Here is a 20,626-nt window from a genome sequence, read left to right on the forward strand (position 1 = left end):
AGGGTGAAGAAGGTGTGGGGCAGGGCAGATGGGGCGGGCGGCGTTGGATCACTCCTGTCGTCGCTTCGCGACTTTCCGTTTGATTGGGCAACGTTTCCACGGACTGACGTCCGTGGCTACTGCCTGTCATCGCTACTGCCTGTCATCGCTTCGCGATTGATTGAGGCCACGAAAAGGGACGGGGGTCGTTTTCGAGAATCGAATGCCCGGAACGTGGTTGGCTCAGGAACCGGAGCATACAAAAGACGACGAACGGGGATGCGTTTTCGTGTGGTTCGCATATTTCGCGGTTCGCTACCGGCTGCGTTCGTGAAGTGATCGAGACGTAATCGGCCAGTCACCGTTCGACCTCCCCTCGCTTCGCTCGCCCCTCCTGCCAGGAGGGTGAAGGTGAAGTGGGGCAGGTCAGATGGGGCGGGCGGCGTTGGATCACTCCTGTCGTCGCTTCGCGACTTTGCGTTTGGATGGGTAACGTTTCCACGGACTGACGTCCGTGGCTACTGCCTGTCATCGCTTCGCGATTCTTTGAGGCCACGAAAAGGGGACGGAGGTCGAATTCGCTGATCCCATGCCCGCCACGTGGTTGGTTTGAAGGCCACGAAAAGGGACGGGGGTCGTTTTCGAGAATCGAATGCCTTCCAAGTGGTTGGCTCAGGGAACGGAGCACGCAAAAGACGGCAAACGGGGATGCGTTTTCGTGTCGTTCGCGTATTTCGTGGTTAGCAACCGACTGCGTTCGTGAAGTGATCGAGACCCAATCGGCCAGTCACCGTTCGACCTCCACTCGCTTCGCTCGCCCCTCCTGCCTGGAGGGTGCAGAAGGAGTGGGGCAGGTCAGATGGGACGTGGGCGTTGGAACACACCTGTCGTCGCTTCGCGACTTTGCGTTTGAATGGGCAACGTTTCCACGGACTGACGTCCGTGGCTACTACCTGTCATCGCTTCGCGATTGATTGAGGCCACGAAAAGGGACGGCCACGAAAAGGGACGGGGGTCGTTTTCGAGAATCGAATGCCCGCCACGTGGTTGGCCAGGGCACGGAGCATACAAAAGACGACAAACGGGGATGCGTTTTCGTGTGGTTCGCATATTTCGTGGTTAGCAACCGGCTGCGTTCGTGAAGTGATCGAGACGTAATCGGCCAGTCACCGTTCGACCTCCACTCGCTTCGCTCGCCCCTCCTGCCTGGAGGGTGCAGAAGGAGTGGGGCAGGTCAGATGGGACGAGCCACGAAAAGGGGACGGCCACGAAACGGGGACGGGGGTCGTTTTCGAGAATCGAATGCCCGGCACGTGGTTGGCCTGGGCAAGGGGCATACAAAAGACGGCAAACGGGGATGCGTTTTCGTGTCGTTCGCGTAGTTCGTGGTTAGCAACCGGCTGCGTTCGTGAAGTGATCGAAACGTAATCGGCCAGTCACCGTTCGACCTCCCCTCGCTTCACTCGACCCTCCTGCCAGGAGGGTGAAGAAGGTGTGGGGCAGGGCAGATGGGGCGGGCGGCGTTGGATCACTCCTGTCGTCGCTTCGCGACTATGCGTTTGGATGGGCAACGTTTCCACGGACTGACGTCCGTGGCTACTACCTGTCATCGCTTCGCGATTCTTTGAGGCCACGAAAAGGGGACGGAGGTCGAATTCGCAGATCCCATGCCCGTCACGTGGTTGACCTGGGCACGGAGCACGCAAAAGACGGCAAACGGGGATGCGTTTTCGTGTCGTTCGCGTATTTCTTGGTTAGCAACCGGCTGCGTTCGTGAAGTGATCGAGACCCAATCGGCCAGTCACCGTTCGACCTCGCCTCGCTTCGCTCGACCCTCCTGCCTGGAGGGTGAAGAAGGAGTGGGGCAGGTCAGATGGGACGTGGGCGTCGGAATACACCTGTCGTCGCTTCGCGACTTTGCGGATAAATGGGCAACGTTTCCACGGACTGACGTCCGTGGCTACTACCTGCCATCGCTTCGCGATTGATTGGCAACATCACCTTACGCAAGCGTGGGTGATGCAAAGGGAACGGGGGTCGTTTTCGAGAATCGAATGCCTTCCAAGTGGTTGGCTCAGGGAACGGAGCACGCAAAAGACGGCAAACGGGGATGCGTTTTCGTGTGGTTCGCGTATTTCGTGGTCAACAACCGGCTGCGTTCGTGAAGGGATCGAGACCCAATCGCCCAGCCACCGTTCGACCTCCCCACGCTTCGCTCGCCCCTCCTGCTAGGAGGGTGAAGGTGGCGTGGGGCAGGTCAGAAGGGACGGGGGCGTTGGATCACACCTGTCGTCGCTTCGCGACTTTGCGTTTGATTGGGCAACGTTTCCACGGACTGACGTCCGTGGCTACTACCTGTCATCGCTTCGCGATTCTTTGAGGCCACGAAAAGGGGACGGAGGTCGAATTCGCAGATCCCATGCCCGCCACGTGGTTGGCCTGGACACGGAGCATACAAAAGACGGCAAGCGGAGATGCGTTTTCGTGTGGTTCGCGTATTTCGTGGTCAACAACCGGCTGCGTTCGTGAAGTGATCGAGACGTAGTCGCCCAGTCACCGTTCGACCTCGCCTCGCTTCGCTCGACCCTCCTGCCAGGAGGGTGAAGAAGGTGTGGGGCAGGGCAGATGGGGCGGGCGGCGTTGGATCACTCCTGTCGTCGCTTCGCGACTTTGCGTTTGAATGGGCAACGTTTCCACGGACTGACGTCCGTGGCTACTACCTGTCATCGCTTCGCGATTGATTGGGGTCTGACGACATCACCTCACGCAATCGTGGGCGGTTGGTGGACGGCACCGTGCGACCCAAAAAGCGTTTTGAGCGGCAGGCCAGGATTGGAACACTCCTGTCGTCGCTTCGCGACTTTGCGTTTGGATGGGCAACGTTTCCACGGACTGACGTCCGTGGCTACTGCCTGTCATCGCTTCGCGATTGATTGACAACTGCCAACATCATCTCACGCAATCGTGGGCGACTGGTGGACGGCATCGTGCGACACAAAAAGCGATTTCGAGTGGGAGGTCGGCGTTGGATCACACCTGTCGTCGCTTCGCGACTTTGCGTTTGGATGGGCAACGTTTCCACGGACTGACGTCCGTGGCTACTGCCTGTCATCGCTTCGCGATTGATTGACAACTGCCAACATCATCTCACGCAATCGTGGGCGACTGGTGAACGGCATCGTGCGACACAAAAAGCGATTTCGAGTGGGAGGTCGGCGTTGGATCACACCTGTCGTCGCTTCGCGACTTTGCGTTTGATTGGGCAACGTTTCCATGGACTGACGTCCGTGGCTACTGCCTGTCATCGCTTCGCGATTGATTGACAACGTTTCGGCAGCTTGCAGGACGACGTGCCGGAGCGGCCTGCTTGGTGACTTGGTTTGCGAGGATTGTCGGGGACAAATTTCTCGGTTGTTTCAGGTGCTGAGGATCTCTTGGATCACCTGCCCGTGCACGTCCGTCAGGCGGCGCTCGAAGCCGTTGTGATAGTAGGTGAGCCGTTTGTGGTTCAAACCGAGCAAATGCAAAATCGTGGCGTGAAGGTCGTACACGGTGGTGACATTCTCGGCGGCCTTGTAACTGAACTCGTCGGTCGCGCCGTAGGTGAACGGTGCTTTCACGCCGGCTCCCATCATCCAAGCGGTGAATCCGTCTGGGTTGTGATCGCGTCCGCTGGCGCCCTTTTGAAATGTCGGCATGCGACCAAACTCTGTCATCCAAACGACCAGGGTCTCTTTCAACAACCCGCGCCGCTTCATGTCTCGAAGGAGGGCCGCGCAAGGCTGATCCAGCACCGGACCATGCTGGTTGTACTGTTGCTGAAGCGACTTGTGTCCGTCCCAATTGCTGACGCCTTCGCCACCGGTTTGATACGCGCCATTGAACAATTGCACAAAGCGGACTCCGTTTTCGATCAGTCGCCGCGCGAGGATGCAGTTCTTCGCGAATTGTGCTTTCAAAGTGTTCTGCGAATCATCCGCTCCGTATTCGCGGAGGATGCTCTGCGGTTCGCTCGACAAATCCGCGACTTCAGGAACACTCAACTGCATCCGCGCCGCGAGCTGGTAGCTGGAAATTCTCGCTGACAGTTCGCTGTCGCCCGGGAAGTGTTCGAGATGCCGCTTGTTCATTCGCTCCAAAAAAGCGCGCGTTGCTCCATCGGTCTTGGAGCTGACCCCGGGCGGAATGTCGAGGTTGCCCAGCGGCCGGAGCGCACTGAGCTCGGTTCCCTGAAAGGCTGCGGGCAGAAACCCTGCTCCCCAATTGTTGACACTCGACTGCGGCGTGCCACGTGGATCAGCAATGGCGACGTAGGCAGGCAGATTTTCGTTCTCGGTTCCGAGCGCCCAGGTCGCCCACGCGCCCATGCTGGGGAAACCATCGAGTGTGTACCCCGTCGACATGAAATTTTCGCCTGGACCGTGCGTGTTCGTTTTGCCGGTCAACGAATGAAGGAAGCACATGTCGTCGGCGAGTTCTGCAAGTTGCGGCACCAGATCTGAAATCATCTTGCCGGACTCGCCACGCGGTTTGAATTCCCACGGGCTCTTGGTCAGCATCCCTTGTTCGCCTTGAAACGTCACCAGCGACTCGGCTCCGGGCATGGGCTGACCATGCCGTTTGATCAACTCGGGTTTGTAATCGAAGGTATCGATCTGGCTGCACGCACCGGCACAAAAAATGACCAGCACGTTTTTGGCCGCCGCGGGATGATGCGTTTCGCGAACCGCGAAGGGTTGCGTCGGATCAATCTTCGGTCGAATCGGCCCCGGATCTGCAAGCAGCGATTGTTGATCAAGCAAACTCGCCAACGCGATGCTGCTCAATCCAGTCGTCGCCTGAGTCAGAAAGTGTCGTCGATTCAGGAAAGGAGTCATGATTCACTTTTCATCTGTGCTGGCGATCACGGAACAAAGACAAACTCATTGGCATTCAGCATCGCGCGGGTGAACTGCTGGATGCCTTCTTGTTGGATGAACGTTTGGCTATCGGCCAATTCTTCCTCGGTCGGATCCCGCTGAAAACACAACTGCCACGCGAGAGTGATCTGCTGCGACCGTGTTTCCGATTCCCGTTCCAGACGTCGCGCGAACAACTCGGCTTGCTGCATGACAAAAGGGCTGTTGAGCAGATTCAATGCTTGCAGCGGTGTGGTCGAACGACTGCGTTTGGGCACCACCATGCTCGCATCGGGGCAATCGAAGGCAGCGAACACCTGCTCACGTTCTTGTCTCACCTTCGTCATGTAAATCATCCGTCGCCAATCCTCGGGGCCAAACGTTTTCTTCGCATGATAGTGGCGTACATTTTCCATCTCGACTTCGAACGGACTGAACCCAGGACCGCCCACCTTTTCCAGATCCAGTACTCCTGTGACAGCCAAAATGGAATCGCGAATTGCTTCCGCTTCCAATCTTCGCGGCGGGTATCGCCACAGCAGACGCGATGTCGCATCGGCTCGCATGGCATCCACGTTCGGCCGGTTGCTTTGACGCCAGGTGTCAGAATTCAAGATCAGTCGATGAATGTGTTTCAGTGACCAATCCTGATCCATCAGTTCGCTGGCCAACCAGTCGAGCAACTCCGGGTGACTTGGCGGCGAGCCGTTGAGCCCGAAGTCGCTGGGGGTGTCGACAATGCCGGTGCCGAAGTGGAATTGCCACAACCGGTTGACGATCACGCGCACCGTCAAGGGATTGTCTTTGCTGGCAATCCAAGTTGCCAACGCCAATCGACGTTCACGCTCGGACGCGTCGAACGCCAGATTCAACGAGGTGAAGACTTTGATCGCATCCGGGGCAACTTGCTCACGCTTGGCCTCCGGTTCGCCGCGGTACAGACGATGCGTCGGACCAGGCTGCGAGAACCTCCCTGCATAAACCCGTGTTGATTTCTCGAGTTCTTTCCTCTCTTCGCGAGCCGACTGCAACCGCTTCAGCCACGCTCTACCCTGGGTCGCCTCCGCATCCGAAAATTTCGAAAACTGATACTCTGGTCCGGAAGGTTTGCCACCTGAGAAAACTTTTCGATCCGCAGACGACGCCAACAACTGCCACTGGTTCGCTTCCATCGCGGATTCAATGCGATACTCGATCGGCAAGCGATCGGCGTACTTGCCTTCCCGATCACGGCCCCAAACAACGCGGTCGATGACGGCGGGAGCGTCGAGTTCAATTTGGACCCAGCCGCCTTGGGCCGAGTCGACAATCCAGCTTCGATCATTGCCGTGACGCCCATCGTTGATATGCGTCAGTTGATGCTTGGGATGCACGAAGTCGCCGGACGATGTCGCCTTGGCACCGCGGCTCGCCAGAGCCACATTGGTCCCTTCCGCGTGGATCTCCAACTCGTCGATGCAACCTTCGCCGCCGGTGGTTCTTTCGATGGTGAAACGAATGAAACGTGCTTTTCGTTTCTCAAAGACCTCTTCGTTCCGCTTGGCATTGACCGGCGGGCGCTGGTTCAAATCATCTTGGGGGATGAACTTTTTCAACCGGTCCGTTAGTTCGGCGATCTCCGCCCCGTTTGCCGCGAGTTGCTGTTTGACTTCGGGTGAAGGCGGTAACTCACGATCGCCGTGTTGGACGCCAGCGAACACGGCTTGCATCGCGTAATAATCGCGTTGGCTGATGGGATCGAACTTGTGATTGTGGCATCTCGCACAGCCGGTCGTCAGTCCCAAGAACGCCGTGCCGGTGGTGTTGATCATGTCGTCCAGTTCGTTCATCCGCTGAGCCTGCCGCAGTTGCGGATCGGCCCCTTGCACTTGATCGACTGGCCCAGCCACGAGAAAGCCCGTGGCGACATCCGCCCCCAGAGCATCGCCAGCGATTTGCTGTCGAACGAATTCGTCGTACGGCTTGTCGTCATTGAGAGAGTGGATGACCCAATCGCGGTATGGCCAGGCAGTCGGTCGCTCACGATTCATTTCATAACCATGCGTTTCGCCGAACCGAACCAAATCCAACCAGAACGTCGCCCCACGTTCTCCGTAGTGAGAACTGGCGAGAACCGTTTCCACGAGCGTCTGCCACGCATCCTCGCTTTCATCCGTCACGAACGCATCCACTTGCTCGGGCGTGGGCGGGATCCCGAGCATGGCCAGATACAACCGACGAACCAAAACGCGTCGCTCGGCAGCAGGTGACTGCGTCAAGCCATTGTCTGTCAATTTTCGTCGAACGAAATCGTCGATCCCTTTCGCTTGCGGACGCTTCACGGGCTGGAATGCCCAGTGCGTGAGATCGACTTCCGTTTTCGCGGGGCCATAGCTCTCTGGCGTCATGGCCCCCTCGCCGATCCAGCGTTCGATCAGTTCGATCTCGCCCTTCGGCAATGATTCACCCGGCGGCATCTCCATGCCTGGTTCCGCGTGCCGAATCAGCTTCAACAGAAAGCTCTCATCCGGTTTTCCCGGCACCACGGCAGGCTCTCCCGAATTCCCGCCAGAGAGCAGCGGCGCCAAGCGATCCAATCGGAATTGACTTTCCTGCTCCTCCGGCCCATGACAATCCAGGCAATGAGCCTGGAGGATCGGTTCAATCTCGGTTGCAAAATCAACCGCTCCTGCTTCGCACGCTGAAAAAACTATCAGCGAAACAGCGAGCAGACATTGGGCCTGGAAGGACTGGCTTGCTTGTTTTGGTTTCATATTCCCGCTTTCGAGGTGCATCGCCCTACCAGTATGCCCTTCCTCGCCGGTGCTTGCACAGCAATCGCTGCTGCGGTGGCCGAAACGCGGCAGGTTGAACGTGCCGGTTCTCCTGAGCGACGTCATCTCGACGCGATGCGTTCGTTTCCTCCGCCGTGGAGGAAGCATTCCGTTCGATGTGCATGGGAACCGGAGAAGAGATCATACAGAACTTTTCAAGGACGTTTTCACCATGAAAGAAACGAAGCACGCGAAAGGGAATGCCGGAACGAACCAGCTTGTGTCGTTGGCGAAGTTGAAGGCAGGCGATGAGCAGGTCGGCAGGCATGACTGGGCAGAACGATGTGAGCCGTTTGGGCGTTCGCCCCGGTCGTGCATGGGCACGAGCACGCTTGCCAAAGCGGTTGAAATGCCGAGGGACTTCTGCCGACTTGCTTAGTAGGGTGCACGAAATTTCAGCAAAGATGGATCGATGGTGAAATTGATTACGGGGTCATAGATTGTCACGTCTTGCGACGTGAAGTCATCAAATTCAGATTGGCTGTCGATCCGACGGACAAGGTAGGATTCTTGATCGATCCAGATCGTGATCGGGTCACCAGAAAACTGGGCTTCGATTGTGAAGCACGCATGATCGCCCTGTTGCTGGTCATCACCTCGTTTCGTTTTGGTAACGTCTGTCAACTTGCGCCCGCCGACTTCTCTTGGCAGTAGCAAGGCTGGAATGGTGTGGGCAGACCCTCCCGAGACGCCGGTCGCGCCTGCCAACCCAAGGCCCAATGAGTAGGGCCGTTCTGATCGTCGCCCAACGTCCCACCACGTCCGTACCTGACCCTGGTCTCGACAAACGATGTATCGGGACTGCGAATCACCCTCGACACTGAACTCGAAACGGAATTGATGCGGACGAATCATGGCGGTTGCAAACGGTTTGACCTCCGAGGATTCGCCTTCATCGGACAGGTACGTTGTCGTGAGTGTGCCTGAATCGGTGTAGGTTTGGCATTCAGAATAGGTGGTCGCCATCCGGTCGAGTATCTGCGAAGCAGTGGGTAGACGATCGTCTGTCTCTCGATCGCAACCGAGCAATGGGACCGCCATGAGGAACACGACAAGGGGAGTCAAAGACACCTGAGATGGGCGGGCTGAAAACGTCATTTGCAGAGACTTTGTCTTGAACCAGGGTGAAGGATACCGTTTCCGACTAGGCTCAATAGCACTGAATTCTGGGCGCCGTTTTGTTCTCGGATCTTGTCCGGAATGACTGGGACGCGGCAGAGGCGTTTCATTTGTCAAGTCGTAGTCGGCCGCCCGGCGCTCCTCGCTGGAGTGCCCTTCGTCTTGAGGTCACGGTTTGCAGCGACCGTCTTTGCGAAGTGAGCGGTAGTCGAGCCAACGTAGCGTCTTTCCTCTTCGCTCGTTGCTCGGCGACCTCTTGATTGAGTCAGCCGGAATGCGATCGCGATCTGGATCGTCTCCGGTAACCGTGGGCAATCGCCCATCGCCTGATGGCTCGATCTGACAGACGTATTCCATCAACAACTTGCTTAGGCGATAGGGGGCGGCGGAAGCGTGTCCATCGTTCGTGCAATCTCCGAATCGCCGTTTCATTGCATGCGACGGCTAGCAACCGTCTTCCCTGTCCGTGGAAGTGTTTTCAACCAACATTTGTTTCGCGGTGGGGTACCAGTACGTTTCGATCCAGTCGTCGCCGAGGGGTGCAATTCGATCCACCGTCCATCCTGCATCCCGCATCGAGAACATCATGCTGTCGGCGGCGGGCGCATTCGTCGAATGAATCAGCGCAGGACAAATCGCTTCTTGGGTGGTGAGGAACCTTGACACATCACGACCATCTCCGGGATCTGGATCATTTGGCGAATCAACAAATAGATCGTGATCCAGGCAGATCAAACACGGGGGCGAGGCAAGTTTCGTGTACGCCGCGATGAAGGCGGGAGCGGTTCGATAGACGTCAAGTCGAGCGTCAGGATAGTGCGCCGCGACGATCGTTTTGAACCGCCAAATGCGGTCAAGATCGTCTTCGAGCATCACGAGGTATTGCATTCGTCTATGGCACCACAAGGTTCAGTCGGGGAACGGCAGCTTGACCGAGCAACGCCAAGTTGAGTTCATGTTAGCCAAATCGAAAGTGAAGCGCGTCATCGATGAGTCCATGGTTCGCGTTTTGAACTGTTCGTCCGCAAATTTGCCCTGTGATTCTCTCGACGATATCAGTTGTCGATCGTGGTCAGGATCCATGCGGCGAGCAGCGTGTAAGCAATCGAAATGACCGAGAGTATCGACATTAGTTTTCCGATCCGTGCGATCGCCTGCTTCTGCGGCATGGTGCACTGCGCGCGAAGAACCGGAACTGCAAAAGCCAGCAGAATGGCAGCGTAAATCAAATGAATAGCATTCACTGCGGTCATTGCGTTGCGAAAGCCAGGTTGTTTGAAAAATTGGACAGGACGCGTTTTTGTCGTTGGCTTTGTGTCGGCCCTGAACTGAAAACTGGAAGTCGGTGGTGTTCACCGCGTTCCAACCAACGGCGAATGTCTGCAATCCCTTCGGGAAAACGCTTACGCAAGCCTACGTTGCTTGGAAGATCAGACGTTCAGCAGCCCAGGGCGAACGCCAAAACGGTTCGCCCTGGTTCTGCCCAATCCATCCTACCAACTTGCGTAGCTGGATGGCACCTTGCGGCATTGCTTCGGAGGTTGAGCATGGAACGAGAGTAGAACATTTGTCCCCCAATGTTTGCGTGGCTGGCCGCTGTTGTCGAGCAACATGATGCGAACGGTTTGAAATGGGCTCGGTCGCAACGAGGCTTCGCGGTGGAGGGTTGCTCGACGGAACAGTTGGGGACAACTGTTCTACTCTGACTTCGTCCATTCGCTTCCGTAAAACGAAGTTGCGTGCGGAGGTCGAGCATGAAATAAGAGTCGAACATTTGTCCCCCAATGTTTGCGTGGTCGGCCGCTGTTGTCGAGCAGCGTGACGCGAACGGTTTGAAATGGGCTCGGTCGCAACGAGGCTTCGCGGTGGAGGGTTGCTCGACGGAACAGTTGGGGACAACTGTTCGACTCTGACTTCGCCCATTCGCTTCCGCAAAACGAAGTTGCGTGCGGAGGTCGAGCATGAAATGAGAGTCGAACATTTGTCCCCAAATGTTTGCGTGGCTGGCCGCTGTCGTCGAGCAGCATGACGCGGACGGTTTGAAATGGGCTCGGTTGCAACGAGGCTTCGCGGTGGAGAGTTGCTCGACGGAACAGTGGAGGACAACGGTTCTACTCTGACTTCGCTCATTCGCTTCCGTAAAACGAAGTTGCGTGCGAAGTTCGAGCATGAGGGGAGAGTAGAAAAATTTTCCCCCAATGTTTGCGTGGCTGGCCTCTGTCGTCGAGCAGCATGACGCGGACGGTTTGACCGGGACTTGTTTGCAACAAGGCTTCGCGATGGAGGGTTGCTCGACGGAACAGTTGGGGACAACGGTTCTACTCTGACTTCGTCCATTCGCTTCCGTAAAACGAAGTTGCGTGCGGAGGTCGAGCATGGAATGAGAGTAGAACATTTGTCCCCAAATGTTTGCGTGGCTGGCCGCTGTCGTCGAGCAGCATGACGCGAATGTTTTGACAGGGACTTCGTTGCAACGAGGCTTCGCGGTGGAGGGTTGCCCGACGGAACAGTTGGGGACAACTGTTCTACTCTGACTTCGTCCATCGACTTACCGCAAAACGAAGTTGCGGCCAAATCAAGGGAACGGGGCGTTGTCGAGTTGGATGCCCGTTCCCACGACGGCCCCGTCCGGGGCGACATTCTTTGTGTTGCCTTTGGTCTCGGGGCTTCCGCCCCGAGCGATCGACGACGGCCCCTGCCGGGGCGTTGAGGGATGGCGATGCCCTCGCTTGTGGTCTGTTTCAACTCAGTTTGAGGGTAGCGGAACTCGTTGAGAGGTTCGTTGGTGGCGGGGAAACCGAAAGTCTTGACGACTTTCGCTACGGCCTTTGGTGGAAGGGACCATTGGCGGGCTGTTGATTGAATGCATTTCGCGGACTTCGCGATCCGCCGATGGCAACCGCCTACTAGCTGATGATGTCGTGGACGACGTGACCGTGGACGTCGGTCAGGCGGAAGTCGCGGCCTGCGTATCGATACGTGAGCCGTGTGTGGTCAAAGCCGAGCAAGTGCAAGATCGTGGCATGCAAGTCGTGGACGTGCACGGGGTTCTCGGCAACGCTCAGACCGACTTCGTCGGTGGTTCCGTACGTTGTGCCCGCTTTGACACCGCCACCAGCCATCCAGACGGTGAACCCGTTGTCATGGTGGTCGCGTCCCGGGTTCGCTGAGACGGGCAATTGAACCGTGGGTGTGCGGCCCATCTCGCCACCCCAAATCACCAGCGTTTCGTCCAACAACCCTCGCTGCTCCAGGTCTTGCAAGAGTGCTGCGATGGGACCATCGCATTCACGTGCCAGCCGAGGATGATTGCGTTCGATCGATGCGTGTGAATCCCAGGGCTGGCCAGCACCATGATAGACCTGGACATAGCGCACGCCGCGTTCGCTCAGCCGCCGTGCGATCAGCATCTGACGGCCTTGAAGCGAATCGCCGTACATCTCCTGCGTCTCTTTGGTTTCGGTGGAGATATCAAACGCATCGCGTGCTTCCCCCTGCATCCGGAAGGCAAGCTCGAGTGACTCGATGCGGCCGGACAACTGGGCATCGTCACTGCGCTCGGCCAGGTGCATCCGGTTCAGGTTTTGGATCAAATCCATCTGCCGTTTTTGCTGGGACGGCACCAAGTACTCGTTGTCGATGTTGGCAACCAATTCCTCTGGGTTGGTGTACTGCGTGTCAACGTGCGTGCCTTGAAAGATGCCCGGCAAGAACGCGTTCCGCCAGTTCGCCGTCGCAGCGGTTGGCAAACCGGACGGGCACATGACGACGTAGCCGGGCAAGCTTTGATTTTCAGTGCCCATGCCATACAACATCCACGCGCCGACGCTGGGCCGCGGCCGGACGATGTCGCCACAGTTCATCATCATCAAACCGGGCTCGTGATTGGGGACATCGGTGACCATCGAACGAATCACGCACAACTTGTCCGCGTGCTTGGACAGTTCGGGAAACAACTCGCTGATTTCAATTCCCGATTGGCCGTGCTTTTGAAACTTGAACTTGGACTGGTGCGCAACCCCGCCCAATCGCCGGTTGTTTTTCAGTTTGTCGTCCAGCGTCTTGCCATGCATCTTGGCCAGCATCGGCTTGGGATCGAACGTGTCGATCTGGCTGGGGCCACCATTGGCAAACAAGTGAATCACTCGTTTGGCTTTGCCAGGAAAGTGCGTCGGCCGGACTGCCAAGCTGTTGGCGTTTCCTTCGGGAGACGCCGCCTCGGCAGCGAACAGCCGGCCGGAAGCGCCGATGCCATCACCCAGCATGCCGCCATCTCGCAGCACGCCGGCCAGTGCCAGCATCCCCATGCCCATCCCGCTGCGACGAAGCATCGATCGGCGGTCGATGAAATTGTTCTCAAACATCACGGGTGACACTCAATCGAGGTAACGGAATTCATTGGTCAACATCAGGGCCTGGGCCAATTGGTCGACACGACCAAGCGGTTGCGGTGCGGGAGGCGCGAAGTCTTTTTGGGACTGCCAGCGATCGCCGTTGAGCTCACCGCCAATGCCCGCAATCGTGATCGTCCAGGTGTGAGAGTCCGAATTCGAATTGGCTCCTGGGCTGGCGACAAAATCGATCACCTCGCCCGCCTTCACTGGTAACCGGGGCACCGACGGTTTGATCGTTCCACGAGCCACTTTGTCTGTCGTGCGGAAGTCACCGCTTCGAATCGACACTGTGATGCCATCCCCATTGGGCCTGGCATGCGTCACCTTGCTGGCGATTCGGACCGCACCATCGGCCGGAGCCACCCAGCGGCGAATGATGCTGTGCGCTGGATTGACGCCGCAATGTGCCGCGGTGGCCGACAACCGCAGGAATTTCAACTTCGGGTCAGGGAATGCTTCCGATGCCTGGTAGGATTTGCCGGACCAATACGGAAGGGGTGTGAAGTCGTCGGCTGGGTCACCGGCATGCTTGGGCGTGCTGGCGATGTTTCCCCAACCGTACTGCCAAACTCCACCGAGAGCCTGCCCGTCGGTGTCCGCAGCGGCGACCAGAAACCGTTTTGCCATCGTGATTTCATCCGCTGACGGATCACGCGAAAACACTCGCCGGTAGAGCGCCGTGATCGTCGCCGCGTCGGCGTCGTTGCCATCGGCTTCGTCGGCAACACGATCGGCCAGTACACGCGCTTGCTCGGCAACAAACGGGTGGTTCATGAAGAACAAAGCCTGCTGCGGGATGGTGGTTTCCGCCCGCGAGGCCGCGGATGCGGTTGGCGATGCAAAGTCGAACGTCCGCAAGATCGGATCGAGTTCCAGACGGTCGACGTAAGCGTACAAACTGCGCCGAGTCGTGTACGGCGTTTCACTCAACTTGACCGAGCGTCCACCGACGGTGAGATCGATCGTGCCTGCGACTGAGACGATCGAATCCCGCATCGCTTCGAAATCGAGACGTCGACGATTCTGCCGCCACAACCAACGGTTCTCCGGATCGACCGCGAAAGCATCCTCTCGCAGTTCAGAAGATTGCTGGTAGGTGTGGCTGGTCGTGATCGTGCGATGCAACCATTTCATCGACCAGCCTTGCTCAATGAATTCGCTGGCCAACCAGTCGAGCAATTCCGGGTGCGATGGAGGTGAACTTCGCAATCCGAAGTCATCCAACGAATCGACCAAGCCACGGCCGAAGTAACGAGCCCAAACGCGGTTGACCAGCACACGAGCGGTCAATGGGTTTTCCGCTGACGTGATCGCTTCGGCAAGTTCGCGGCGGCCGCTGCCATCGGTGAAGGGGCCGTCACTGACGTTGGGCAACAACGACAAAAATTGACGCGGCACCCGATCGCCACGACGGTTCGCTTCGCCACGCAGCAGCACGAACGGATTGACGGGCTTCTTCAGGTCGACCAATGCCATCGCTCGTGGAGGCGCGGCCGGGTGAGTGGATTCGACCGCGGCGATGGCCTTTTCGCGATCCCCCAGAGCCTTGCGTCCTTTGCCTAGCAAACGTGACGCTCGCGCGACCGCTTCCACGTCGAGGTCAAACCAACCTCCGTCAGCCATCAGGATCTGACGGATTGCTTCTTGGTTTGCATCAACCAGCTTGATCGCTTGATTGTCGTTCTTGACGTCCGCCGATTTCGACTTCGCGTCCCAAGCCTTCAGCACGTCGTCCATCACGCCTGCATAAGCGGCAATCAATTCACGCTGCGTCTTGGGATTCGATTGCACCAAGCCATCGCGGATGAGCGGATTGAGATCCTTGTTCTTCCGCCACGATTTCATCCAGCGAGGCAATTGATTGTCGAACTGTTTCGTGTTTGCGCCCAATGCTTGGTTCCATGGGCCCAGGATGGGATGCGAAACATCGGAACGATTCTTCAAGTCCGCCGCCAAGCGTGCGTTCAGCGGCGTCATCGCGGTCTCTTTGATCTTCAATTGGCCAATCACACCACGGATCTCTTTTCCGCGAGCGATCGACAGCAGATAGAAGCCGTCCAGGTACGTCGGAAATTGCTTTTTCAAATCCGCGATCGCTTGCTTTCGCAAGTCTGCTTTGTACTCGGCGAGCTCATTCTGCTTGGCGGTTAGTTGAGCCTGGAAATCCGCTTTCAATTCATCGGAGAATGAAACGTCCGTGTCGATCCGCGGCAGTGTCTCCGGAAGAGCACAACTCGCGAACACGCCATACAACGAGTAGTAGTCCTCCGTCGGGATCGGATCGTATTTGTGATCGTGGCAGCGTGCACAACTGACCGTGATTCCCATCAACCCACGACCGACCACGTCAATTTTGTCCGCGATCTGTTCCAGGCGGTTGTTGCGAAAACGGGGGCCAACGGTCAAGAAGCCCAGTGCCGCCAGCGAGGGTGAATCGGCGTCTTCGGTGTAGAAATCCGCTGCGATCTGTTCGCGAACAAATTGATCGTAGGGTTTGTCATGGTTCAGCGACTGGATCACGTAGTCGCGATAGGTGTAGGCGTACGGGTAACGAAGTTCGGCTTGGGCCTGCCAATCGCGAGTGTCACCGTAGCGTGCCAGGTCCAACCAGTAGCGTGCCCATCGTTCGCCGTGATGCTGGTCGGCCAACAACGTTTCGATCCATTCCGAGACCACCACATCCGTGTCGCGTTCGTCATTCACAAAGGCTTGCACCTGAGAGTACGTCGGGGGCAGCCCCAGCAGGTCGAAGTGCAGCCTGCGGACGATCACCTCACGAGACGCGGTTTTTCCTGGCGTCAATCCATTACGGTCAAGCGAGGCGGCAATGAATGAGTCGATTGGATGGGCCGATTTTTTTTGATTCGCCGCGGTCTGGTCCGCCGGTTTCGATGTGGTGGGAACCTGGGGCTTTTGCAGCGGTTGGAATGCCCAGTGTGACTCGGCGACGCGACCGATCGCCTTTTGGTCACCGAGTGCCGGAGTCATGTCCGCGGCATCGGACTCTGCCATGTCCTGAGCACTTGCGGGCCACGGCAACCCCATGTTGATCCAACGCCGCAGGGTCACGATTTGATCTTCTTCCAGCGGCCCGTCCGGCGGCATCATCTCCATCCCGCGTCGACCAAGCACCGCATCAATGATCAGGCTCTCATTGACGTTCTTGGCAACTGCTGCTGGACCACTGATGCCGCCCTGCAAGATTGTCCCCAGCGAATCCAATCGCAGATCCGATTCCTGCAGTGCATCCCCGTGACACTCGTAGCAGTGTTCAATCAGCAGCGGTCGAACCTTTTCTTCAAAGAACGACTCACGGGGATTCAAACCATCGGCGTACGCACCAGCGCAAAACAACGCCACGGCAAGCAAACACGTGAGGTACCGGGCGGTTTGGTGCATCCAGACAGAAAGCACTCGTTGAGAAGACATCAACGAAAGCATCATTGAAAACCTATTCTTTCATCATGAAACGGCCCCGAAGGTGGGACGCACCCGGAGGTGCGTGACAGGGCCCAGCAGAGCAAATTGTAACTGACCCTGCCTGCCGGCACACGATCGAAGTTTTGAGCGTAACTCGCCGGTGTTTTACTGACCGGCCGAGAATACACCGTCGGTTTGGTCCGGTCGGCATGCGTGCCCCGAGCATCATGTTGGCTCCGCGACTTGGGGGTGGATGTCGGGATGATCGAACAACCGCGGAGCGGTGACAATTGTTAGCCTCGGGTTTTCACCCCGAGGTCTTGGGCTCGCCCTCTCGCTCGACAAGCCGCGGAGCGGCGACAGGTGTCGAGCGATGAGATGGGAGATCGATTGAAAAAGTGAAACTGCAAATTGTAAATTTCAAAATCTGGGCGGTGGCGGCCACGACGGCGCACGGACCGGAGGAGCATCGTGGCGGCGATCCTGGCCCCGGATGGGGCCGGCGTTGGGCATGCCGCGTGGGCCTTGCTGACGCGTTTTGAAATTGCGCTTTTTCGACGGATGGCCAACGGCCTTTTTCAAACTCGTGGTCTGTCACAGCTAAAAGTGAGGGATGATCGTAGTGGACGAGGCCACGAGTCCTTGGATTTGACGCCAGTTCAGGACTCGTGGCCTCGTCCACTACCCTAAAAACAAGTCCTGACAGACCATTAGCCAGCGGGCAACGCCCGTGGACCAGGAAAACACACTTCCATTTTGGCCAACGGCCAAGTTCAATCCAAAACGTGTGGGTTGATGTTGGCCGTTGGCCAACCAATTTCCCTTCGTTCTCGATTCCAGGGGCGATGCCCCTGGCTTCGATGAGGATGGCCGTTGGCCAACAAAACCGACTGCAAAAACGCAACTTCAAAACTCACGCGTCGGGCTCCATTTCGACGGGCTTGGAAGCCCAGTGTACGGGGATTCGACGTGGGGGATTGTTCTACGACGGGGTGGGGAAACAACTGTCGTCGCTCCGCGACTTGGGGGACTTTGTGTCGTGGGCGTGTGACCTTGGGTTAAAACCCAAGGCTTTCGGCTTCCGTCGCTCCGCGACTGGTGGTGGGTGTCGGGGCGTTCGAACAACCGCGGAGCGGTGACAGTTGTTAGCCTCGGGTTTTCAACCCGAGGTCTTGGGCTCGCCCTCACGCTCGACAAGCCGCGGAGCGGTGACAGGTGTCGAGCGATAAGATGAGGCGGATGGCGAATCGGCACTCAAGTTGCTTTGTCGGATGGCTCCTGCCAACATGATTGCCAGATCCGTCTCCCTTTCCGAACAAGGTCCCCTCCATTGAATATTGTCTGCTCCCAGTGTGCGGCATTGAATCGAGTGCCGGAAGCCAAACGACACGACAAACCCGTGTGCGGGAAGTGCAAAACCCCGCTGCTGCCCAATCGCCCCGTCGAGCTTTCCGAAGCGACGTTCGCCAAGTTCGTTGGCCGAACCGAAGTGCCAGTCCTCGTCGATTTCTGGGCGTCGTGGTGTGGTCCATGTCGCATGATGGCCCCTGCCTTCGCCGAGGCGGCGACGACGCTCTCCCCGCAAGTCATTCTGGCGAAGCTCAATACCGAAGAGGCCCCGCAAACCGCATCGAAGTTTGGCATCTCAGGAATCCCAACTTTGATTCTGTTCAAACATGGCGTGGAAGTGGCCAGACAGTCGGGAGTGCTCAATGCACAACAAATCGCCCAGTTCGTGTCATAGCGAAATCGTTATGAACCTGAGGGCCGCTGTGCAGGCGGGGCGGCGAGATTGAGAAGCGGCACTGATCGGTCCCGTGAAGCAGCGAAGTCGCGGTCAGCCGGCCGAAACGTCTGTTTCGTCGTCAATTGCACCGACGAGTTGTTCCAGCACGTCTTCCAAGGTGACAATTCCCAAGGTCCTGCTGGCGGACTGCACCACGGCCAGATGCACGTGCTGATCGCGAAACATGGTCAACAAATCGTCACTGCGATATTCGGGATCAACCACCAACGGTTCGACCGCCAACGACAGCACGGATTCTTGGGAGTCACCACGGATGATCGCCCGAAACAAATCGCGAGCCAAGAGAATGCCTTGGACTTCGTCGATCGTTGCGCCGAAAATGGGATAGCGAGAAAATTCACTGTCTTGCACCTCCCCTGCCGCCTGCGAGTCATAGAGCGTGAATGCCCAATGGCTCACAAGCACGGGGCCGAGAACGTTGATCGTATTGGTCGCAATCACAATCACGACAACGGAATCACGTATTCGACGCTTGACTTGGCTCAGTCGCTTGGAACCGTAACGTTGAAGCTGGATGAGTTCTTCGACTTCTGGTTGGGTCACGCTCAGCACCGCCGCGTCCACCGCGGCCATCAGGCCCGACAACATGATGAACGCGACGAAAAGCAAGATCAGCGTTGCCATTCCAATTTCCTGTTCTCGTGCGGAAGCCCCGCCGGTCTGGGGCTCACTCGCACAGGGGTTCGGTGATCTGCCACGAACTCGACCAAGACAGCATCGTTTTGCCCGCGAAGCAGATCGGCAGAAGTGATCTGGCACAACCATGTGACCCGTTTGGGTGTTCATCCTGGTTGTACCTAGTGGTCCGTCAAAGCTAAAAGTTAGAGTTAATCGTAGTGGACGAGGCCACGAGTCCTTGGATTCGACGCCGGTTCAGGACTCGTGACCTCGTCCACTACCCTAACGACAAGTCCTGAAAGACCACGAGGAGCAACAAGGCGACTCAAAACGGTTCCAATGTCGAAAGACTCCTGCCGATCTGCTTCGAGTCGGGGTGAATGATCGTGATTTTCGGGGTCGTGATCTTCCATCTCGATGACAAATGCTTCGACGCCGTGAACGTTTTGATAGATCATCGTGTGGCTCATGTTTGATTGCTCCCTGAGGTGCATGAAACGCATTTTTCTACCTTGCGAAATTGCAATTCACGGGCCGAAGAGGTGGCGCGGATCTTGCTGCGATGGGACGCGGAGGTTCAACAATGACTGAAACAAGAAAACTCGATCACCCTTGGTTGATTGCCGTTTGGCCTGGTATGGGGCACGTGGCCTTGAGTGCCGGTTACTACCTGATGTCCAAGTTGGGCATGAGTCAATTCGCGGAGATGTCAGCGGACGAACTGTTTGATGTGGACTCCGCGATCGTGCAGGATGGCTTGGTGCAGCGCCCCCATCGACCGCGCAGCCGAGTGTTTGCATGGAAGGCACCGCCGGGTGGACGTGACGTCATCGTGTTCATTGGCGAGTTTCAACCGCAAATGGGCAAGTTGCCGTTTTGCGAACGACTAATCGACTTCGCTCGGGACCACGGTGTCGAGCGATTGTTCACATTCGCGGCAATGGCCACCGACATGCAACCGGGCACCGACGCTCGCGTGTTCGCGGCCGCGACTGAGCAGTCGTTGCTCGACGAGATCGAGCCCTTCGGCGTGAAGATTCTCGATGACGGGCACATCGGTGGGCTCAATGGCGTGTTGTTGGCAGCGGCCGCCGAAAAGGGGATGCCGGGCGTTTGCTTGCTGGGCGAGATGCCGCACTTGTTTGTCCAGTTGCTGTACCCCAAGGCATCCCTGGCTGTGCTGCGGGTGTTCTTGCAGATGTCCCAGATTGAAATGGACTTAGCCGAATTGGCACAGCACGCCGAACAAACGGAGCATCGATTGGGGCAGATTGTGGCCCAGGTGCGGCGGAAACTGGAACCTCAGCCCGAGGAAGCGGAGGAACCGGCAGGCGAAGATTGGAAGGTCGCTTCGCAACTATCCGACGAAGACGAACAACGCATTGAATCGCTGTTTGAGATCGCCGCTGCTGACCGTAGCCGCGCGTTTGAGTTGAAAGCGGAGCTGGACCGATTGCAAGTTTTCGAAGACTACGAGGATCGGTTCTTGGATCTATTCAAGTCGCCATGACATCACAAAAAAAGATCGGTTGGATCCGTCCGAGCGGACAGATCCAACCGATCATGTGAACTGCCGGT

General features: G+C 57.4%; 10 protein-coding genes. 2 read left to right on the forward strand and 8 right to left on the reverse strand.

The features are described 5' to 3' along the window. Positions 1-3,395 precede the first annotated feature (3,395 nt). From UH5x_RS05485 to UH5x_RS05515, 7 genes are all read right to left on the reverse strand, one after another. Positions 3,396-4,856, reverse strand: coding sequence for a DUF1501 domain-containing protein (locus UH5x_RS05485; RefSeq protein ID WP_482635005.1), 1,461 nt, complete (start codon positions 4,854-4,856; stop codon positions 3,396-3,398). Between the two features lie 26 nt (positions 4,857-4,882). Continuing rightward, a complete protein-coding gene (locus tag UH5x_RS05490) occupies positions 4,883-7,630 on the reverse strand; it encodes a PSD1 and planctomycete cytochrome C domain-containing protein (RefSeq protein WP_482635006.1) in 2,748 nt (915 codons plus the stop codon). Between the two features lie 435 nt (positions 7,631-8,065). After that, a complete protein-coding gene (locus UH5x_RS05495) occupies positions 8,066-8,731 on the reverse strand; it encodes a hypothetical protein (protein ID WP_482635007.1) in 666 nt (221 codons plus the stop codon). 522 nt (positions 8,732-9,253) lie between these two features. Next, entirely contained in the window at positions 9,254-9,697 is a 444-nt protein-coding gene (locus UH5x_RS05500) for a cyclic-phosphate processing receiver domain-containing protein (RefSeq protein ID WP_047816948.1), read from the reverse strand. 167 nt (positions 9,698-9,864) lie between these two features. Then, positions 9,865-10,062 (reverse strand): hypothetical protein, encoded by a 198-nt coding sequence (locus UH5x_RS05505; protein ID WP_482635008.1) that lies wholly within the window; start codon positions 10,060-10,062, stop codon positions 9,865-9,867. A 1,653-nt stretch (positions 10,063-11,715) separates the two neighbouring features. Further along, positions 11,716-13,173: a DUF1501 domain-containing protein gene (locus tag UH5x_RS05510; RefSeq protein WP_482635009.1), complete on the reverse strand. Its 1,458-nt coding sequence runs from the start codon at positions 13,171-13,173 to the stop codon at positions 11,716-11,718. A gap of 12 nt (positions 13,174-13,185) precedes the next feature. Continuing rightward, positions 13,186-16,647, reverse strand: coding sequence for a PSD1 and planctomycete cytochrome C domain-containing protein (locus UH5x_RS05515; protein WP_482635010.1), 3,462 nt, complete (start codon positions 16,645-16,647; stop codon positions 13,186-13,188). 1,306 nt (positions 16,648-17,953) lie between these two features. Here UH5x_RS05515 and trxC point away from each other — a divergent pair. After that, positions 17,954-18,367 carry a thioredoxin TrxC gene (gene trxC, locus UH5x_RS05520; protein ID WP_047813971.1) on the forward strand — a complete coding sequence of 138 codons (414 nt, stop codon included), beginning with the start codon at positions 17,954-17,956 and terminating at the stop codon, positions 18,365-18,367. A 93-nt stretch (positions 18,368-18,460) separates the two neighbouring features. Here the strand turns inward: trxC and UH5x_RS05525 are convergent, their stop codons facing one another. After that, positions 18,461-19,054 carry a DUF21 domain-containing protein gene (locus tag UH5x_RS05525; RefSeq protein WP_482635011.1) on the reverse strand — a complete coding sequence of 198 codons (594 nt, stop codon included), beginning with the start codon at positions 19,052-19,054 and terminating at the stop codon, positions 18,461-18,463. A 577-nt stretch (positions 19,055-19,631) separates the two neighbouring features. Between UH5x_RS05525 and UH5x_RS05530 the strand changes: the two genes are divergently transcribed. Continuing rightward, complete coding sequence (locus tag UH5x_RS05530; RefSeq protein ID WP_482635012.1) at positions 19,632-20,558, forward strand: PAC2 family protein; 927 nt, start codon at positions 19,632-19,634, stop codon at positions 20,556-20,558. The last annotated feature ends 68 nt before the right edge of the window (positions 20,559-20,626 follow it).

The organism is Rhodopirellula sp. UH5 (assembly GCF_056839225.1).

Coding starts and splice junctions, on each gene's coding strand:
- UH5x_RS05485 (WP_482635005.1), bottom strand. CDS start 4,856: ATGACTCCTTTCCTGAATCGACGACACTTTCTGACTCAGGCGACGACT.
- UH5x_RS05500 (WP_047816948.1), bottom strand. CDS start 9,697: ATGCAATACCTCGTGATGCTCGAAGACGATCTTGACCGCATTTGGCGG.
- UH5x_RS05505 (WP_482635008.1), bottom strand. CDS start 10,062: ATGACCGCAGTGAATGCTATTCATTTGATTTACGCTGCCATTCTGCTG.
- UH5x_RS05525 (WP_482635011.1), bottom strand. CDS start 19,054: ATGGCAACGCTGATCTTGCTTTTCGTCGCGTTCATCATGTTGTCGGGC.
- UH5x_RS05515 (WP_482635010.1), bottom strand. CDS start 16,647: ATGATGCTTTCGTTGATGTCTTCTCAACGAGTGCTTTCTGTCTGGATG.
- UH5x_RS05510 (WP_482635009.1), bottom strand. CDS start 13,173: ATGTTTGAGAACAATTTCATCGACCGCCGATCGATGCTTCGTCGCAGC.
- UH5x_RS05530 (WP_482635012.1), top strand. CDS start 19,632: ATGACTGAAACAAGAAAACTCGATCACCCTTGGTTGATTGCCGTTTGG.
- UH5x_RS05490 (WP_482635006.1), bottom strand. CDS start 7,630: ATGAAACCAAAACAAGCAAGCCAGTCCTTCCAGGCCCAATGTCTGCTC.
- UH5x_RS05495 (WP_482635007.1), bottom strand. CDS start 8,731: ATGGCGGTCCCATTGCTCGGTTGCGATCGAGAGACAGACGATCGTCTA.